Source organism: Streptomyces sp. NPDC054866 (genome assembly GCF_053610745.1).
The window spans coordinates 464,825-481,776 of sequence record NZ_JBSGZA010000006.1 but is presented as its reverse complement, the minus strand read 5'-3'; the positions used below and the strand labels follow the sequence as shown (position 1 = coordinate 481,776).

General features: G+C 70.9%; 9 protein-coding genes. 3 read left to right on the top strand and 6 right to left on the bottom strand.

The window, feature by feature from the left end; all coding sequences use genetic code 11:
- Positions 1–6: 6 nt before the first annotated feature.
- The 3 genes from mfd to ACWGI2_RS30265 form a co-directional block, all read right to left on the bottom strand.
- A complete protein-coding gene (gene mfd, locus ACWGI2_RS30275) occupies positions 7–3,537 on the bottom strand; it encodes a transcription-repair coupling factor (RefSeq protein ID WP_453400183.1) in 3,531 nt (1,176 codons plus the stop codon).
- 264 nt (positions 3,538–3,801) lie between these two features.
- Complete coding sequence (locus ACWGI2_RS30270) at positions 3,802–6,387, bottom strand: ABC transporter permease (protein WP_453698755.1); 2,586 nt, start codon at positions 6,385–6,387, stop codon at positions 3,802–3,804.
- Positions 6,384–7,172, bottom strand: a complete 789-nt coding sequence (locus tag ACWGI2_RS30265; protein ID WP_453400181.1) for an ABC transporter ATP-binding protein — start codon at positions 7,170–7,172, stop codon at positions 6,384–6,386. Before ACWGI2_RS30265 ends, ACWGI2_RS30270 begins: the two co-directional genes overlap by 4 nt.
- Before the next feature lie 446 nt (positions 7,173–7,618).
- Here ACWGI2_RS30265 and ACWGI2_RS30260 point away from each other — a divergent pair, with 446 nt between their 5' ends.
- The 3 genes from ACWGI2_RS30260 (at position 7,619) to ACWGI2_RS30250 (ending at position 11,438) form a co-directional block, all read left to right on the top strand.
- Complete coding sequence (locus ACWGI2_RS30260) at positions 7,619–9,217, top strand: MFS transporter (protein WP_453698754.1); 1,599 nt, start codon at positions 7,619–7,621, stop codon at positions 9,215–9,217.
- A 122-nt stretch (positions 9,218–9,339) separates the two neighbouring features.
- Positions 9,340–9,795, top strand: a complete 456-nt coding sequence (locus ACWGI2_RS30255; protein ID WP_453698752.1) for a DUF485 domain-containing protein — start codon at positions 9,340–9,342, stop codon at positions 9,793–9,795.
- Positions 9,792–11,438, top strand: a complete 1,647-nt coding sequence (locus tag ACWGI2_RS30250; protein ID WP_453698750.1) for a sodium/solute symporter — start codon at positions 9,792–9,794, stop codon at positions 11,436–11,438. The genes ACWGI2_RS30255 and ACWGI2_RS30250 overlap by 4 nt, the downstream gene beginning before the upstream one ends.
- A 245-nt stretch (positions 11,439–11,683) precedes the next feature.
- Here ACWGI2_RS30250 and ACWGI2_RS30245 read toward each other — a convergent pair whose 3' ends face one another.
- From ACWGI2_RS30245 to ACWGI2_RS30235, 3 genes are all read right to left on the bottom strand, one after another.
- Positions 11,684–12,568, bottom strand: coding sequence for a cellulose-binding protein (locus ACWGI2_RS30245; RefSeq protein ID WP_453698748.1), 885 nt, complete (start codon positions 12,566–12,568; stop codon positions 11,684–11,686).
- A 401-nt stretch (positions 12,569–12,969) separates the two neighbouring features.
- Positions 12,970–15,735: an SUKH-4 family immunity protein gene (locus tag ACWGI2_RS30240; RefSeq protein ID WP_453698902.1), complete on the bottom strand. Its 2,766-nt coding sequence runs from the start codon at positions 15,733–15,735 to the stop codon at positions 12,970–12,972.
- A 7-nt stretch (positions 15,736–15,742) separates the two neighbouring features.
- Positions 15,743–16,729, bottom strand: a complete 987-nt coding sequence (locus ACWGI2_RS30235; RefSeq protein ID WP_160505501.1) for an SMI1/KNR4 family protein — start codon at positions 16,727–16,729, stop codon at positions 15,743–15,745.
- Positions 16,730–16,952: the final 223 nt, after the last annotated feature.

The window sequence follows — 16,952 nt, the reverse complement described above, 5'->3', positions numbered from 1 at the left end:
TCGCTTTTACGACCCCACGATCGTCGTCAAGAACTCCCCGACCCAGCCCAGGAGTTCACGCCCGATCAACGGCTTTCCGCCGACCTTCGCGGTCTTCGGGCGCGGGACGAGGAGCTGGTGTGCGTTCTCCTTGATGACCGTGCCGGGGTAGAGGCGCTTGAGCCTCAGCTCCTGCGACTCCCGCAGCTCCACCGGGGCGAACCGGATGTTGTTGCCCTGGAGCACGATCTCGCCGACCGAGCACGCACGGGCCAGCATGCGCAGGCCAGCCACCAGGAGGAGGTTCTCCACGGGCTCGGGCAACTTGCCGTAGCGGTCGGTGAGTTCCTCGCGTACCGCCTTGATGTCCTGCTCGCTGCTCGCCGATGCGATCGAGCGGTAGGCGGCCAGGCGCAGGCGCTCGCCGGGGGCGTAGTCGTGCGGGACGTGCGCGTCGACCGGCAGCTCGACCTTGACCTCCAGCGGCGGCTCCTCCTCCACGCCGCCCTCAAGGGACGCGCGATAGTCGGCCACCGCCTCGCCCACCATGCGTACGTAGAGGTCGAAGCCGACGCCCGCGATGTGGCCGGACTGTTCGCCGCCCAGGAGGTTGCCCGCGCCGCGGATCTCCAGGTCCTTCATCGCCACGTACATGCCCGCGCCCATCTCCGTGTGCTGGGCGATGGTGGCGAGGCGCTCGTGGGCGGTCTCGGTCAGCGGCTTCTCCGGCGGGTAGAGGAAGTAGGCGTAACCGCGCTCGCGGCCTCGGCCCACGCGCCCGCGCAGCTGGTGGAGCTGGGAGAGGCCGAAGTTGTCGCCGCGCTCGACGATCAGCGTGTTGGCGTTGGAGATGTCGATGCCCGATTCGACGATCGTCGTCGAGACGAGCACGTCGAACTTCTTCTCCCAGAAGTCCACCACCACTTGTTCCAGGGCCTGTTCGGACATCTGGCCGTGGGCGGTGGCGATGCGTGCCTCGGGGACGATGTCCCGCAGGCGGGCCGCCGCTCGGTCGATGGACTCGACGCGGTTGTGGATGTAGAAGACCTGGCCCTCGCGCAGCAGTTCGCGGCGGATGGCCGCGCCGATCTGCTTCTCCTCGTACGGGCCGACGAAGGTCAGGACCGGGTGGCGCTCCTCGGGCGGCGTGGTGATGGTCGACATCTCGCGGATGCCGGTCACGGCCATTTCGAGCGTACGGGGGATGGGGGTTGCCGACATGGTCAGGACGTCGACGTTGGCCCGCAGCTTCTTCAGCTGCTCCTTGTGCTCGACACCGAAGCGCTGCTCCTCGTCGACGATGACCAGGCCCAGGTCCTTGAACTTCGTCTCGGAGGAGAAGAGGCGGTGCGTGCCGATGACGATGTCGACGGAGCCTTCGTGCAGGCCCTCCAGGGTCGCCTTGGACTCCGTCTCCGTCTGGAAGCGGCTCAACGCCCGCACCTTGACGGGGAATTGGGAGTAGCGCTCGCTGAACGTGCCGAAGTGCTGCTGCACGAGCAGCGTCGTCGGGACGAGGACAGCGACCTGCTTGCCGTCCTGCACCGCCTTGAAGGCGGCGCGGACCGCGATCTCCGTCTTGCCGTAGCCGACGTCGCCGCAGATCAGGCGGTCCATCGGGACCGTCTTCTCCATGTCGTCCTTCACCTCGGCGATGGTGGTGAGCTGGTCGGGCGTCTCCACGTACGGGAAGGCGTCCTCCAGCTCGCGCTGCCAGGGCGTGTCGGGGGCGAAGGAGTGGCCGGGGGCCGCCATGCGGGCGCTGTACAGCTTGATCAGATCCGCGGCGATCTCCTTGACCGCCTTCTTCGCGCGCGCCTTCGTCTTCGTCCAGTCGGCGCCGCCCAGGCGGTGCAGCGTGGGGGCCTCGCCGCCGACGTACTTGGTGATCTGCTCCAGCTGGTCGGTGGGGATGTAGAGCCGGTCGCCGGGCTGGCCGCGCTTGGCGGGGGCGTACTCCACGACCAGGTACTCGCGCGTCGCGCCCTGGACGGTGCGCTGCACCATCTCGATGTAGCGGCCGACGCCGTGCTGCTCGTGGACGATGTAGTCGCCGGCCTCTAGGGTCAGCGGGTCGATGGTCTTCCTGCGGCGGGCGGGCATCCGCTGGCCGTCCTTGCCGGCCGCCTTCTGGCCTGACAGGTCGGTCTCGGTGAGTACGGCGAGCTTGAGCGCGGGGTCGACGAAGCCGAAGTCGATCGAGCCGCAGGAGACGTGGACGAGCGAGGGCGTCAGCTCGCCGAGGTCCCCGTCCAGTCGGGCCGCGATGCCTTCGCCGCCCAGGACCTCGACGGTGCGGGCGGCGGGGCCATGGCCCTCCGTCACATAGACGGTGCGCCAGCCGTCGGCCAGCCAGCCCTTGGTGTCGGCGAGGGCCTTCGCGGTGTCGCCGCGGTAGGTCTCGGTGGCGTGCATGCCGAGCTTGAGGGTGTCGTCTCCCAGCTCTTCATCGGCGGCGAAGGGGGAGACGGACCACCACATCATGCCCAGGTCACGGGCGTGATCACGGACGTCGGCGATACCCCAGAGGGAGGCGGCGCCCACGTCGATGGGGGCTTCTCCGCCCCCGGCGGTCGCTGCCCAGCTGGCCTGGAGGAACTCCTGCGAGGTGGCCACCAGGTCGGCGGCGCGGGTGCGCACGCGCTCGGGATCGCAGACCACGGCCATGGAGTCCGGCGGCAGGACGTCGAGCAGCAGCTCCATGTCGTCGACCAGGACCGGCGCGAGGGACTCCATGCCCTCGACGGCGATGCCCTCGGCGATCTTGCCGAGCAGTTCACCGAGCTCCGGGTGGGCCTCGGCGAGGGCGGCGGCTCTCTCCCGCACCTGGTCGGTGAGCAGCAGCTCGCGGCAGGGCGGGGCCCACAGGCCGTGGTCGGCGACTTCCAGGGAGCGCTGGTCGGCGACCTTGAAGTAGCGGATCTCCTCGACGTCGTCGCCCCAGAACTCGACGCGGAGGGGGTGCTCCTCGGTCGGCGGGAAGACGTCGAGGATGCCGCCGCGCACGGCGAACTCGCCACGCTTCTCGACCAGCTCCACACGGGAGTACGCGGCTGCCGCGAGGGCTTCCACGGTCTCGTTCAGGTCCGTACTCTCGCCGGTGCGCAGGGCGACGGGCTCCAGGTCGCCCAGGCCCTTGACCTGCGGCTGGAGCACCGAGCGCACGGGGGCGACGATGACGGAGACGCGGCCCGTCTCGGGGTCGTCGGGGCGGGGGTGCGCGAGGCGGCGCAGGACGGCGAGGCGGCGGCCGACGGTGTCGGAGCGCGGCGAGAGGCGCTCGTGCGGGAGCGTCTCCCAGGAGGGGTACTCGACGACGCCGTCCGGCGGGATGATCGTGCGCAGGGCGGCCGCCAGGTCCTCGGCCTCACGCCCGGTCGCCGTCACGGCGAGGACGGTGCGGTTCGTCTCGCGAGCAAGAGCGGCGACCGCGAAGGGGCGAGCGGCGGGCGGGCCGACCAGATCCACGTGGGCGCGGTTGCCGTCGGTGGCGGCCTTGACCGCCTCGGCGAGGGCGGGGTCCTTGACGACAGCGTCGAGCAGACCGTGCAGGCTCATGTGGGCTTTCGCTTTCCGTCCAGGTTCGGGGGGCGCGCGGGAGGGCAACGCGAACCGCCCGGCTCCGTCATACGGGCCGGGGGCTTCCAGCGTACGACTCCGGACTGACAGCCGCTGGCCGTCGGCACACGCGCACCCATCCGTCCGGCCCGCGCGCCCACCCGTCCGGCCCGTCCGCGGCCGAAGAAGCCCCCGACAGCAGGCGGCCCCCGGCGGGCGCGAAGCCCGCCGGGGGCCGTATCCCCCGCACCCCCGTAGCGGAAGCTATTCGGTGGCGATCGCGTTCAGCACATTCATCCGGCCCGCCCTGAACGCCGGCACCAGCGCCGCGAACAGGCCCACGAAGGCCGAGCCGATGAAGACCGTGATGATCGTCGGCCAGGGGATCTCCAGGACCTTCAGGCCCTCCAGGGCCAGGAGCTGCTGGGCCGTCGCGCCCCAGCCCATGCCGAGGCCCAGGCCGAGCAGCGCGCCGAAGAGGGCGATGACCACCGACTCCATGCGGATCATGCGGCGCAGCTGGCGGCGCGAGAGGCCGATCGCCCGCATCAGGCCGATCTCACGGGTCCGCTCGACGACCGAGAGGGCGAGGGTGTTCACCACACCCAGGATCGCGACGATGATCGCGAGACCGAGCAGGCCGTAGACCATGTTCAGCATCTGGCCGACCTGGTCCTTCAGCGTCTGCTTGAAGTCGGTCTGGTCCATGACCTTGTACTGCGGGTAGTCGGACATGGCCGCCTTCAGCGACGTGTACGCCGCGTCCTGCTGGCCCTTGTCCGCCTTGGCGAACATGATCTCGTTCGGCGGCATCCGGTCGGCGGGCACGTACTTCGCGGCGGTCGAGATGTTCACGTACATCGCGCCGGAGTCGATCGTGGCCTCGCTCGACGTGATGGCCCGGACCGTGATCTCGCCCGTCCTGCCGTGGTCGAAGGCGAGCTTCACCTTGTCGCCGACGCTCAGGCCGTGGTCCTTGGCGAAGTCCTCGCCGACCGACATGGAGTCCGGCTTGTAGGCGTCGGCGAGCTTGCCGGCGACGGTCTCGCTGCGCAGGTCCTCGGCGTACGTCGCGTCGGCGGCGCTCAGGCCCACGCCCTTGGCGGTCTTGCCGTTCGGGGCTGTCAGGTCCGCCTTGACGTCCTTGTACTGGGTGATGTGGGCGATGTGATCGGCCTTCTCCAGGGACTTCGCGGCCTTCGGGGTGATCGCCTGGCCGTTGTCGGACTGGATGATGAAGTCCGCGCCGACCGACTTGTCGAGCTCGTCCGTGGCGGAGGCGACCATCGAGGAGCCGACCACCGAGAGGCAGGCGACCAGGGCGAGGCCGATCATCAGGGCCGCGCCGGTGGCGCCGGTGCGGCGCGGGTTGCGCAGGGCGTTGCGCTCGGCCATGCGCCCCACAGGGCCGAACCACCGCAGCAGTACGGCGCTGATGACGCGGACCACGCCGTTCGCGAGGACCGGGCCGATGACGACGAAGCCGATGAGGGTGAGGACCACGCCGCCGCCGAGGAAGAGCGAGCCCTCGCTCGCCTTGTCCGCCTGGGACGCGGTGTAGAGGCCGAAGCCGCCGGCGCCGGTGAGGACCAGGCCGATGACCGCGCGCAGGGCGCTCGCCTTGCCGTCGGCCGGTGTTCCGGCGTCGCGCAGGGCGGCCATCGGGGAGACCTTGGCGGCGCGCCGTGCCGGGAGGTAGGCGGCGAGGACGGTGACGACGATGCCGAGGACCATGCCCACCACGGGAGTTGTCCACTTGACCGTGAGGTCCTGGGTTGACAGTTCCATGCCCATGCCGGACATCAGCTGCATCAGGCCGACGGCGAGCCCGACGCCCGCGCCGACACCGAGGACCGAGCCGATGACGCCGAGCAGCAGCGCCTCGACGAGCACGGAGCGGTTGACCTGCTTGCGGCTCGATCCGATGGCCCGCATCAGGCCGATCTCGCGGGTGCGCTGGGCGACCAGCATCGAGAAGGTGTTGATGATGAGGAAGATGCCGACGAGGAAGGCGATTCCGGCGAAGCCGAGCATCGCGTACTTCATCACGTCGAGGAAGCCGCTGACGCTCTTGCGGCTGTCGTCCGACGTCTCCTGCTGCGTCTTGACCTTGTACGCGGAGGCGTCCGCGCCCATGGACTCGGCGACGTTCCGCTTGAGGACCGTGTCACTGACGCCCTGCTCGGCGGCTACGTTGACGTGCGTGAACTTGCCGGTGGAGCCGAGGAGTTCGCGCTGCGCGGTCGCGGTGTCGAAGTAGACGATCGCGGCGCCGGGGTTGGTCACCTTGAAGGTGGCTATGCCGGAGATCTTGGCGGTGTGGTCGCCGGCGACGGCGATGGTGCGCAGCTCGTCACCGATCTTGAGGTGGTGCTTGTCGGCGGTGTCGGCGTCGACCATCACGTCGGTGGGCCCGCGCGGGGCGTGCCCGGAGGTGATGTCCATCGAACGCAGGTCGTTGTGCGTCCAGTTGCCCGCGATGGTGGGACCACCGCCGGTCGGACCCACGTTCTTCTTCTCGGAGTTGACGACGGTGACGGCGGTGCTGCTGACGGCGCCCTCCGCGGACTTCGCGCCCTCCGCCTTCTTCGCCCGGTCGACGACCGAGGCGGGGATCGACTCGGGCCTGCCGCTGTCGGGCGTCTCGCCCGAGTCCTCGGCGTTCTTGTCGGTGACGGTGACGTCGGCGGACGTCGCGGCGAAGAGCTTGTCGAACGTCGTGTTCATCGTGTCGGAGAAGACGAGCGTGCCGCAGACGAACGCCACCGACAGGACCACGGCCACGGCGGAGAGCGCCATACGGCCCTTGTGCGCGAAGAAGTTGCGCATCGAGGTCTTGAGGACGGTCATGACGTACGCCCCCGCGCGTCGAAGTCCTTCATGCGGTCGAGGACGGAATCGGCGGTCGGCGCGTACATCTCGTCGACGATCCGGCCGTCCGCGAGATAGAGCACCCGGTCCGCGTACGAGGCCGCCACCGGGTCGTGCGTGACCATCACGATGGTCTGGCCCAGCTCGGTCACCGACTTGCGCAGGAAGCCCAACACCTCTGCCCCTGCACGGGAGTCGAGGTTTCCGGTCGGCTCGTCACCGAAGATGATCTCGGGGCGCGCGGCAAGGGCGCGGGCCACGGCGACGCGCTGCTGCTGGCCGCCGGAGAGCTCGGTCGGGCGGTGCTTGAGGCGGCCCGCGAGACCGACGGTCTCCACGACCTGGTCGAGCCAGCCGCGGTCGGGCTTGCGGCCCGCGATGTCCATCGGGAGCGTGATGTTCTCGATGGCGTTGAGCGTGGGCAGGAGGTTGAACGCCTGGAAGATGAAGCCGATCCGGTCCCGGCGCAGCTGCGTGAGCTTCTTGTCCTTCAGGCCGGTGATCTCGGTCTCGTCGAGGTAGATCTGCCCGGAGGACACGGTGTCCAGGCCCGCGAGGCAGTGCATCAGGGTCGACTTGCCGGAGCCGGAGGGACCCATGATCGCGGTGAACTGCCCGCGGGCGATGTCCACATCGATCTCGTCGAGCGCGACGACCCGGGTCTCCCCGGTCCCGTACGCCTTCACGACCTGGCGCGCCCGTGCCGCCACGGCCGTACGCCCTCCAGTGCCCCCGTGCCTGGGAATGGTTACAGCCGATGTCACGGTAAGTCTCCTAAGTCGGTTACGCGGTAGGTCAGGTGTTCTCAGGTGTGTTCAGGTGTGTTCGCTACGCATAAAGAGTCTGGTCGTCCGACGGCTCAAGCACCCTGGTGCCCAGCGCAGTCTTCTGCTGGGGAAAACCCCACCCCCGAAGGTGTGGCTGGTCCGACCCGAAGGTGCTTCCCCGGTCCGTTCCGAGGTGCTTCCCGGCCCGCCCCGTCGGCATAAAGCCAATCTAAGAAGCCGCCGGTGCCTTCTCGTCCTCCAGCAGTACGAACGCTCCCCGGTCCGTAGTACGGAGGTTCCCCTAGGGGATCTCCACCTCCCGGTGGAGTGGTTCTCGGGGTTGCTCCACCCTCCTGCCGAGCGGACACCGGCCCACCTGCCGGGATCTCTCCACCCCTGCCCCCGCGGCCCACCCGGGTGAGAAGGTGGCCGGAAGCAATTAGATGCAGGGGGAAGGAATCTCGGTGGGCGGCATACCTTCGGCCACGCACGACACACGGCGGCGCGGCCCCGTCGTAGCCGCCCTCATGCTCGCCATGGCGCTCGCCGCCCTGGACTCCACGATCGTCTCGACGGCCATCCCGCAGATCGTCGGCGACCTCGGCGGCTTCTCCGTCTTCTCCTGGCTCTTCTCCGGCTATCTGCTCGCCGTCACCGTCACCCTGCCCATCTACGGCAAGCTCTCCGACACCTTCGGCCGCAAGCCCGTCCTCATCGCGGGCAGCATCCTCTTCCTGATCGGCTCGGCCCTGTGCGCCGTGGCCTGGAACATGGGCGCGCTCATCGCCTTCCGCGTCGTCCAGGGCCTGGGCGGCGGCGCGCTCCAGGGGACGGTGCAGACACTCGCCGCCGACCTCTACCCCCTCAAGGAACGCCCGAAGATCCAGGCGAAGTTGTCCACCGTGTGGGCCGCGTCGTCGATCGCGGGCCCCGCGCTCGGCGGCCTGATCGCCGCGTACGCCGACTGGCGCTGGATCTTCCTGATCAACCTGCCCATCGGGGCGGTGGCCCTCTGGCTGATCGTGCGCCACCTCCACGAACCGGAGCGCGAGGAGGCCACCCGCGGGCGCACCGACTGGGCGGGCGCGTTCGCGGTCTTCGCCTGCGGCGGCGTACTGCTCACCGCGCTCGTGCAGGGCGGCGTCGCCTGGGGCTGGCTCTCCGCGCCGTCACTCGCGCTGTTCGCGGGCGGGCTGCTGCTCGCCGGGGCCGTCGTGGTCATCGAGCGGCGCGCGGCGGAGCCGATCATCCCCGGCTGGGTCTGGCGCAGGCGCACCATCGCCGCGGTCAACCTCGCCCTGGGCGCGCTCGGCCTCCTGATGGTCGCGCCCACCGTCTTCCTGCCGACGTACGCCCAGTCCGTGCTCGGCCTCGCGCCGATCGCCGCCGGGTTCGTGCTCTCCGTGATGACCCTGAGCTGGCCGGTCTCCGCCGCCCTGAGCCAGCACGTCTACCGCAGGCTCGGCTTTCGCGACACGGCGCTCATCGGCATCGGCGGTGCCGCGCTCTTCCTCTTCGCGTTCCCCTTCCTGCCCTATCCGGGGCAGGCCTGGCAGCCCGCGCTGATCATGCTGCTCCTCGGCGCGGCACTCGGTCTCTTCCAACTGCCGCTGATCGTCGGGGTGCAGTCCACCGTCGGCTGGTCGGAGCGCGGCACGGCCACCGCGTCCATCCTCTTCTGCCGCCAGATAGGCCAGACCCTGGGCGCGGCGCTCTTCGGCGCGATCGCCAACTCCGTCCTCACCTCGCGCCTCGGCGGCGCGGGCTCGCTGGACTCCGTGGCCCACGCGCTGGAGGACCCCGGCGCGGTCGCCGATCCCGAACGGCTGCGGCGCGCGGTCGACTCGGCGGTCGACACGGTGTACGTGGGGGCGGGGTGCGCGGCGGTTGTCGCACTCCTCGTTCTGCTGTTCCTGGCCCCTCGGCGCTTTCCGGTAATCGGGGCGGAGACCCCGGAGAACGGGGAGGTGGGAGCCCCGGAGAGCGAGTCGCGGACCGAACTTGCCCCCCGTGAAGGCCGTACGAACAGACCGGCCGGATAGACCGACCAACCAGTATGGGCAAAACCCTTCGCGGCTCTACTACTTACAAGTAACGTGCTCGATCCTCACCTCTCGCTCCCTGCGGTCCCGCACCGGACCGACGCCGCGCAAGGAGAACCGGGATGCCCTACCCTCACCAGCCCCAAAACCCCCAACGCCCGCAGCACACCCACCGCCCGCAGCACCCGCAGGGCCTGCACGCCCCCTCGTATCCCACCTACCCCTGGCAGCCCGTCGCGCCGCCACCACCCCCGCCGCCCCCAAGACTCCCCCGCCACCCCGCACTCGGCCGCCACAGCGACCTGCGCCGCCTGCGCAGCGCCTACCGCTGGCAGCGCCGCGTCGCCACCCTCACGGCGCTCGGCTACTTCACGCTCTTCCTGATCCTGTCCGCCTTCGCGCCGTCCCTGATGACGGACACGGTCTCCGGCGGCCTCTCCACCGGCCTGCTGCTCGGCCTGTGCCAGCTGCCCGTCACCCTGCTCGCCATAGCGCTGTACGAGTTCACGGCCCGCCGCAGGGTCGACCCGATGGCCGAACGGCTGCGCAAACTGGCTGAGTTGGAGGCCAACCGATGAACTCCGACTTCGCGCCCGTCGCCCCCGTCGCGCCCGGCATCACCCTGGCCGCCGACTCCGCGCAGGCCATGTCCCTCGTGGCGTTCACCGCCGTCGTCACCCTCACGCTGCTCCTGTGCGTGATGACGGGCCCCGACCGCGACAACCTCGGCGAGTTCTACACCGGCTACGGCGCCCTCTCCCCCATGCGCAACGGCCTGGCCATCGCGGGCGACTACATCTCGGCGGCGACCGTGCTCGGCACCGGCGGAATCATCGCGCTCCTCGGGTACGACGGTGTCGTCCTCGCCCTGAGCACGGCCCTGTCCCTGATGCTGCTGATGTTCCTGCTGGCCGAACCCCTGCGCAACGCGGGCCAGTTCACCATGGGCGACGTACTGGCACGCAGGATGCCCGGCCGCGCCGTACGCGTCACCGCGTGCGCGGCGACACTGGCCGCGCTCATCCCCCTCATGCTGGTGCAGCTGGCGGGCGCGGGCGACCTGCTCTCCTTCATCCTCGGATTCTCCGGCGAGGGCGTGAAGACAGGGTGCGTCGTCGCACTCGGCGCACTCATGATCAGCTACGCGGCGATCGGCGGCATGAAAGGCACCGCCCTCATCCAGATCCTGAAGATCGTGATGCTGCTGGGCTCCGGAGTGGTCATCGCCGCCCTGATCCTGCGCCGCTTCGACTGGGACTTCGGCGCGCTCCTCGCCGCCGCCGAGAAGGGCAGCGGGGTCGGCCCGGCCTTCCTCCAGTCCGGCCTCCAGTTCTCGGGAGGGCCCAACCCCCGCCTGGACATGATCAGTTCGGAACTCACGGTCGTACTGGGCGGCGCGTGTCTCCCCCACGTGACGATGCGCATGTATACGGCGCGCAGCGCACCCGAGATACGCCGCTCGATGTCCTGGGCGGTTTCATCGGTGGCGCTCTTCGTCCTCATCATCGCGATCGTCGGCTTCGGCGCGACGGCGATGATCGGGCGGGCGGCGATCGCGAAGGCGGACCCGCAGGGCAACACGGCCTATCTCCTGGGCTCCAAGGCGGTGTTCGGCGCGAACGCCTCGACGTTCGAGACCCTCATCTTCACGACGGTCACCACGGCGATCTTCCTGACGCTGCTCGCCTCGGTCGCCGGAATGATCCTTGCCTGCGCCAACTCCCTTGCGCACGACGTCTTCGCCCACCTGCGCAGGGATCTCACCCCGCGCAGGGAGATGACGCTGGCCCGCGTCTCGGCGCTGGCCATAGGGGGCGTGGCGATCGTTCTCGCGGTCATGGTCAAGGACCACAACTTGCAGCCGCTGGTCACCCTGTCCTTCTGCCTGGGCGCGTCGGCCCTGGCCCCGGCGCTGGTCTACAGCCTCTTCTGGCGCCGCTACACCCGCAGGGGCCTCCTATGGACCCTGATCGGCGGCACGCTCGGCTCCATCATCCTCATGACGGGCACCAACTTGGTCTCGGGCGCCCCCACTTCGGCGTTCCCGAACCACGACTTCAACTGGTTCCCCTTCACCACCACAGGCCTGGCCTCGATCCCCCTCGGCTTCCTCCTGGGCTGGCTCGGCACGGTGTCATCGGGCCCGAGGGAGTCGGAGGAACAGCGCAAACGGTACGAGGCGGTGGAGGGCTGGATTCTGGCGGGGGCGACGAAGAGGTAAGCGAGGCGGGGGTGATCGGCTACCCCTCCCAGGGAGAACGCGACGCGGGGCAATCGACTGCCCCTCCCAGGGAGAACGCGACGCGGGACGATCGGCTACCCCACCCAAGAAAAACGCGAGGCGGGCAATCGACTGCCCCACCCAAGAAAAACGCGAGGCGGGGCAATCGACTGCCCTCCCAGGGAGAACTCGACGCGGGGTAATCGGGTGGGTGGGCGGGAAAAAATCCGCCGCGAAGCGGCGGTCTAGGACACCCGCCCAGTCAGCGCAGCGAGACTGCTCCGCACATGCTCCATGTGCGCCCGCACCTCGTCCCACTCCTCCCCATGCTCCCGCAGCATCCGCTCGGTCTCCCGGGCGATCCCTTCCTCCCGGACCCCCGCGGCGGCGACCAGCTCCGCACCCCGCGCCTCCGCGTCCTCCTGCCCGTGCCGCGCGGACTCCTCCGCCTCGGCAAAGGCACGCTTGGCCTCGGACAGGCCGGCCTCGGCGGCGGCCACGAGCGAAGCCTCGTGAGCCTCCGCCTCGGCCTCCCGCAGGGCGATCTCCCGCTCGGCGGCCTCCCAGCGCTCGGCCTGCTCCTTCTCCTGCTCCTCCAGGAGCGCCGCACTGCGCTGCCGTGTCTCCCGCAGGGCGGCGAGGGCCTCGCCCCGCCACTCCTTCACGTCACGGCGGGCGGCGATCCGCGTCTCGTCAGCGCTCGCACGGCAGGCGAGCAGCCGCTGCCGGGCGCGCTCGTCGGCCTCGCCGAGGATCTCGTCGGCGTACGCACGAGCGGCGTCACGGACCTCACGCGCCTCCGCCTCCGCCGCCTCCGTCACGCGCCGCGCGTCGGCCTCCGCCGACTCCCGCACGGCCGCGGCCTCCGCCTCGCCGAGGGCGAGGATGTTCCGCGCGCGCTCGCTCAACGTCTCGTACGTCTGAGGGGCAAGCCGCGAGACCACGTCCCGCAGCCGTTCCGCCTCCGCCTCCATCTCCTTGGCGAGGACGGTGAGCCGGGCGGCACGTTCCCACGCGTCGTCGCGGTCCTGGGAAAGATCGAGGGCGTACGCGTCCACCTGCTCGGGACGGTAGCCACGTCCGCGCACGGAGACGAAGCCGTGCTCCGACGCCGTAGAACCGCTGCTCATCCTTGAATCCCTCCTCCGACACACCACGCGCGTATTACGCGATTGGCGCACATCTTGATGGATCAAGCGGAAGCGCTCATAACGCGACACTCCGCGCATCTCATCCGCTCAAGGATGCGTTATTTCTTGCCAGAAGTCGGAATCGGGGGGTGCTGTTTCTCCACGGCGCGGCAGGCACGGCTCCGGGCTCCCCCCTCAAGCCCGCCGCTTCGCGACGGATCTCTCCCGCCCACCCACTCGAGCACCCCGGGGTAATCGGGTGGGTGGGCGGGAAAAAATCGCCGCGAAGCGGCGCTCAGAAAGCCACCGCCGCGGCAGGGTCAAGGAACGCACAAGGCGCCCGCCCCACGCGCAGTGGGCCGAGCGCCTCGAGTGCCTACGTCGCCCCGGCAGGGGCGAGTTCAGAGCAGTCCGTCCCACATCTGCTCAAGCAGCACCGACCACCAACTCTCCGGCGAAGCCAACGCCGCCGGATCCAGCGCGGCCAGCTGCCCCTGGAAGTCGACCGTCCAGCGGCCCGCCTGCTCCTGGTTCAACCCATACCGCAGCCGCCACATGCGACCCAGCAGCGCCAGGCAGCGCGCGAACTCCGGCAGGCCCGTGTTCACGAACTGCGGCGGCACCGAAGCCCCGCCGGGACCCGCCTCCACGGGCACGGCCACGATGTTCGCCGTGCCGTACTGGACGCAGATCGCGCGGCCGAAGTCACTGCCCATGACGAGGTACGAACCGGCGTCCGACGCCGGCTGCACCCCACGCTCCTGCGCCGTCTCGGCAAGCGTCGGCACCGGACGGCCCGGCTGGGCCTGCGCCCAGAAGAACGGACCGAAGTCGACCGGCAGGCCCGCCACGACGAGCGTGTGCGCCACGAGATCGGGCACGCCCTGCCGGGAAACCGCCCGCTGGTCGAAGCGGAAGATGCCGGGCCCGAAAGCGCCCACCAGCTCCTGCGCCACGCCCTCCGGCGGAATCGGCGGTGCGGGCTGCACCTGCGGCAGCGGCGCGCGCACCGGCGCGGGACGCGCGGGACCGTCCGCGACCTGGTGCAACTCGGCCTGGTGAGCGATGAGCTGCTGCATGCCACCCTGCCGGGACCCGTGGTCCCTGCCGTACGGGGCGATGCTCGTGATCCGCGCCTGCGGCCACGTCTCACGGATCATGCGGGCGCAGTACGCGCCGGGCAGCTCGCAGGACTCCAGCTCCGTGTGGAGTTCGAGCACCTGCTGCGGCGGCACGTTCATGCCGCGCAGCTCGTGCAGGATCTGCCACTCCGGGTGCGGCGTACCGGGCGCCGAGCGGCGGATGAGCTGCTGCTCGGAGCCGTCCTGCGCGCGGTAGCGGAGTACGGCCTGGTAGCCAGGGCCGACGGTCGGCTGACCGGTGGGCGGCTGCGGATAGCCGTACGGCTGACCGGGCTGACCGGGAGCGGGCTGCCCCGGCGCGGGCGGCGGCATGCCCGGAGCACCCGGGGCCTGCGGCGGCATGGGCGCGCCGGGACCACCGACCGCGGGCCCGGCCAGCATGGTCGCGGCGTGGTGGACGCCACCGCCGGGAGCACCGGGAGTGCCGGGAGCCCCAGGAGGCTGCGGCGCACCAGCACCCGGAGCACCCGGCGGACCGGGCGGCTGCGGCGCACCAGGAGCACCCGGAGCACCGGGCGCACCCGGCGGCTTGATCCCGCCAGGCCCACCAAGGCTCGGGTCCGCCAGCATCGTCGCCGCATGGTGCACACCACCGGGAGGCGTACCCGGAGCACCGGGCGGACCCGGAGGCTGCGGCGCAACAGGAGCACCAGGAGCACCCGGCGCACCCGGCGGCTTGATCCCGCCAGGCCCACCAAGGCTCGGGTCCGCCAGCATCGTCGCCGCGTGGTGGACACCACCGGGAGGCGTACCCGGAGCACCGGGCGGACCCGGAGGCTGCGGCGCGTCCGGAGCCGCGGGCGGCTGAGGTCCGTCGGGGCCGAGCGCCGATACGAGCTGCGTCGGGACGTACCCGCCCGCCGGTGTGCCCGGAGCACCGGGACCGGACGGCGGCGGCGTACTGCCCTGCGGCACACCGGGAGTCCCCGGGGCGCCGGGAGGCGGCGGCGTACTCGCACCGCTGCCACGCGCACCCCGCGGCGGCCCCTGCGCCTTACTGGTCGCGGCGTCGGCGATGTCCCCGGCACCGGGCGGCACCACGCCGGGAGCGGAACCCTGCGGATAGCCGTACGTGGACGGGGCCGGAGCGCTCACGCCCGGAGGCGGCGGCATGTTCACCGCGGCACCGGCGGGCGGCGGCGGCAGGTTCGGCCCCGGAGCCGCCGGAGGCTGGGCATTGGGCGCGCCGCCGGGAGCCCCGGGCCCCTGCGGATAGCCGTACGCGGACGCGTCGGGAGCACCGGCCCCCGGAGGCGGCGGCAGGTTCGGGCCGTCGAGCGCGGGCGCCACCGTCGTCGACGGAAGGCCGCTGCCGCCGTGCATCAGCGCGGTCTTGGCCTCCGGTGCCACACCGGGCGGCGGAGTGTCGTCATCGTCACCGCCGACCAGCGGCGGCGCGAACACCGTCGCGGGCGCAGGCACCGAACGGTCGTCGCCGGACTCCGCGTTGGTGTCCGTACCGGCCCACGGGGTCGCCGCGGCAGGCTCACTCGACGCCCCGGCCGCGGGCCACGGCGTACCGCCACCGGGCGCTTCGGGGGCGGCGGGAGCAGCGGACGCGGCAGGAGCCACGGGGGCCGCAGGAGCCGAAGGCGCGGCCGGCGCGGCCGAAGCCGGTGTCCCCGCCGACTCCGCCCTGCGGTCCGGGATACCCAGCTTGTCCGCCGCCTCCTGGAGCCACTCCGGAGGGCTCAACAGGAACGACGTCTGATTCAGGTCCACCCGCTCCGGCGGAGCCGGCGCCGCGTCCTCCGGCGCCACATCCAGGGCCCCGTACTCCTCCTCGTACCGGCGGATCACCTCACCGACCGGAAGACCCGGCCAGAGCGTGGCGTCGCCGCTGTCCCGCGCGATGACGAGCCGCTGACGGCCGCCGTCGGACACCGGGCCGTTCTCACGGTCCTCCGCCCACACGACGAAACCGAGCTCGAACTCCCGTACCCGCACCTCACGATGCTGGTATCCGGGCACATCGCCGTTGATCCACTCCTCGGCGCGCTCCTGCGCCTGCGCGAAGGTCACCATCGACAAGTCACTCCCCCACCGGGACGGCGCGCGCGAAGCCGCCGTCCACCATCAGGTTCGCCACGGTCTCCAACTCCGGCGGATTCCCCGCGAGTCGGGACAAGAACGCGTCGAAGTCGTCACCGCACGGAAGCAGCAGCCGCTGCACCCGCTCGGCGGGCTGCCAGGCGGCCGTTTCCGAGACGTCCCGTGCGTCGTCGTACGCGCAGAACCACACCGAACCGATCAGATCGCCCTTGACCTTCACGGCGAGAATGCCGCCCTGCACGAAACCAACTGCCAGGTAGTCCTTGGTGAGATGGTCGCGCAGGCACTTGTTCACGTACACCAGGTCGTTGACCGCGGCCTCGTCCCGCACCGTGAAGAATGGCTGGTCGATCAGGAGACCGAGCTCCGCGTCGAGCGCCGTGCCGACCGGCGCGCAGCCGCCCGCCGCCTTCAGGAAGGAACGGTAGGCGCCGGGCAGCCGGTAGCCCAGCTCCTCCTCGGCGCCGAGGACCTCCTGCTCGCTCACAGCGACCGCCGACTTCGGCAGCGCGAGATGCGCCGGGCGGGTCTCCTGGAGCGGGCGCGTGCCCCTCTTGTTCTGGTCCACCGGCGTCGTGGCGAGCCCGCCGTGATGCCGCAGGAGCGCCTTCACCTCCACCGGGACCAGCTCAAGACGCCTGCCGCCCGGCACGTGGTGCCAGGTCCAGCCGTGCGGGGTCGCCACCGGCGGGATCGTGTCCCACAACTCGTGGTCCGCCGCGGCCATCGCCGCGTTCGCGGAGACATAGTCCGTCAGACGCAGCTCGTCGACGCCGAAACCCTCCGGGGGCTCGGCGATCTCGGCGGCCGCACGCGCGTAGGCCGAGAAGTCCGGATAGCCGTGCTCGTCCACGCGCACACCCCTGGGATGGCGCGTGGCCCGGACCGGATCCGGGAAGTGCACGACCTGCCCGGCGTAGGCCGCGTTCGGCGGTGCGGCCTGCTGCCCCAGCCGACCTGTCGTCATGGCGGTTGCCCCCTGCGGCACTGTTAATGGTTCTGCGGATCGCTGTGCGTCAATGTCGCTTGCACGGATTTGCGTACTTCGTCCTGCGTTCCGCGGACTGCGGATGTCAACAGCCTATGCGTAAGGACGACACCGGTCACCGGGCCTCCGGTTCCATGACCAGCAGCCACCGGACCGTCACCGTGCGACGAAAGCCAGGCGTGTCGCGGCGCCCCAGCTTCCG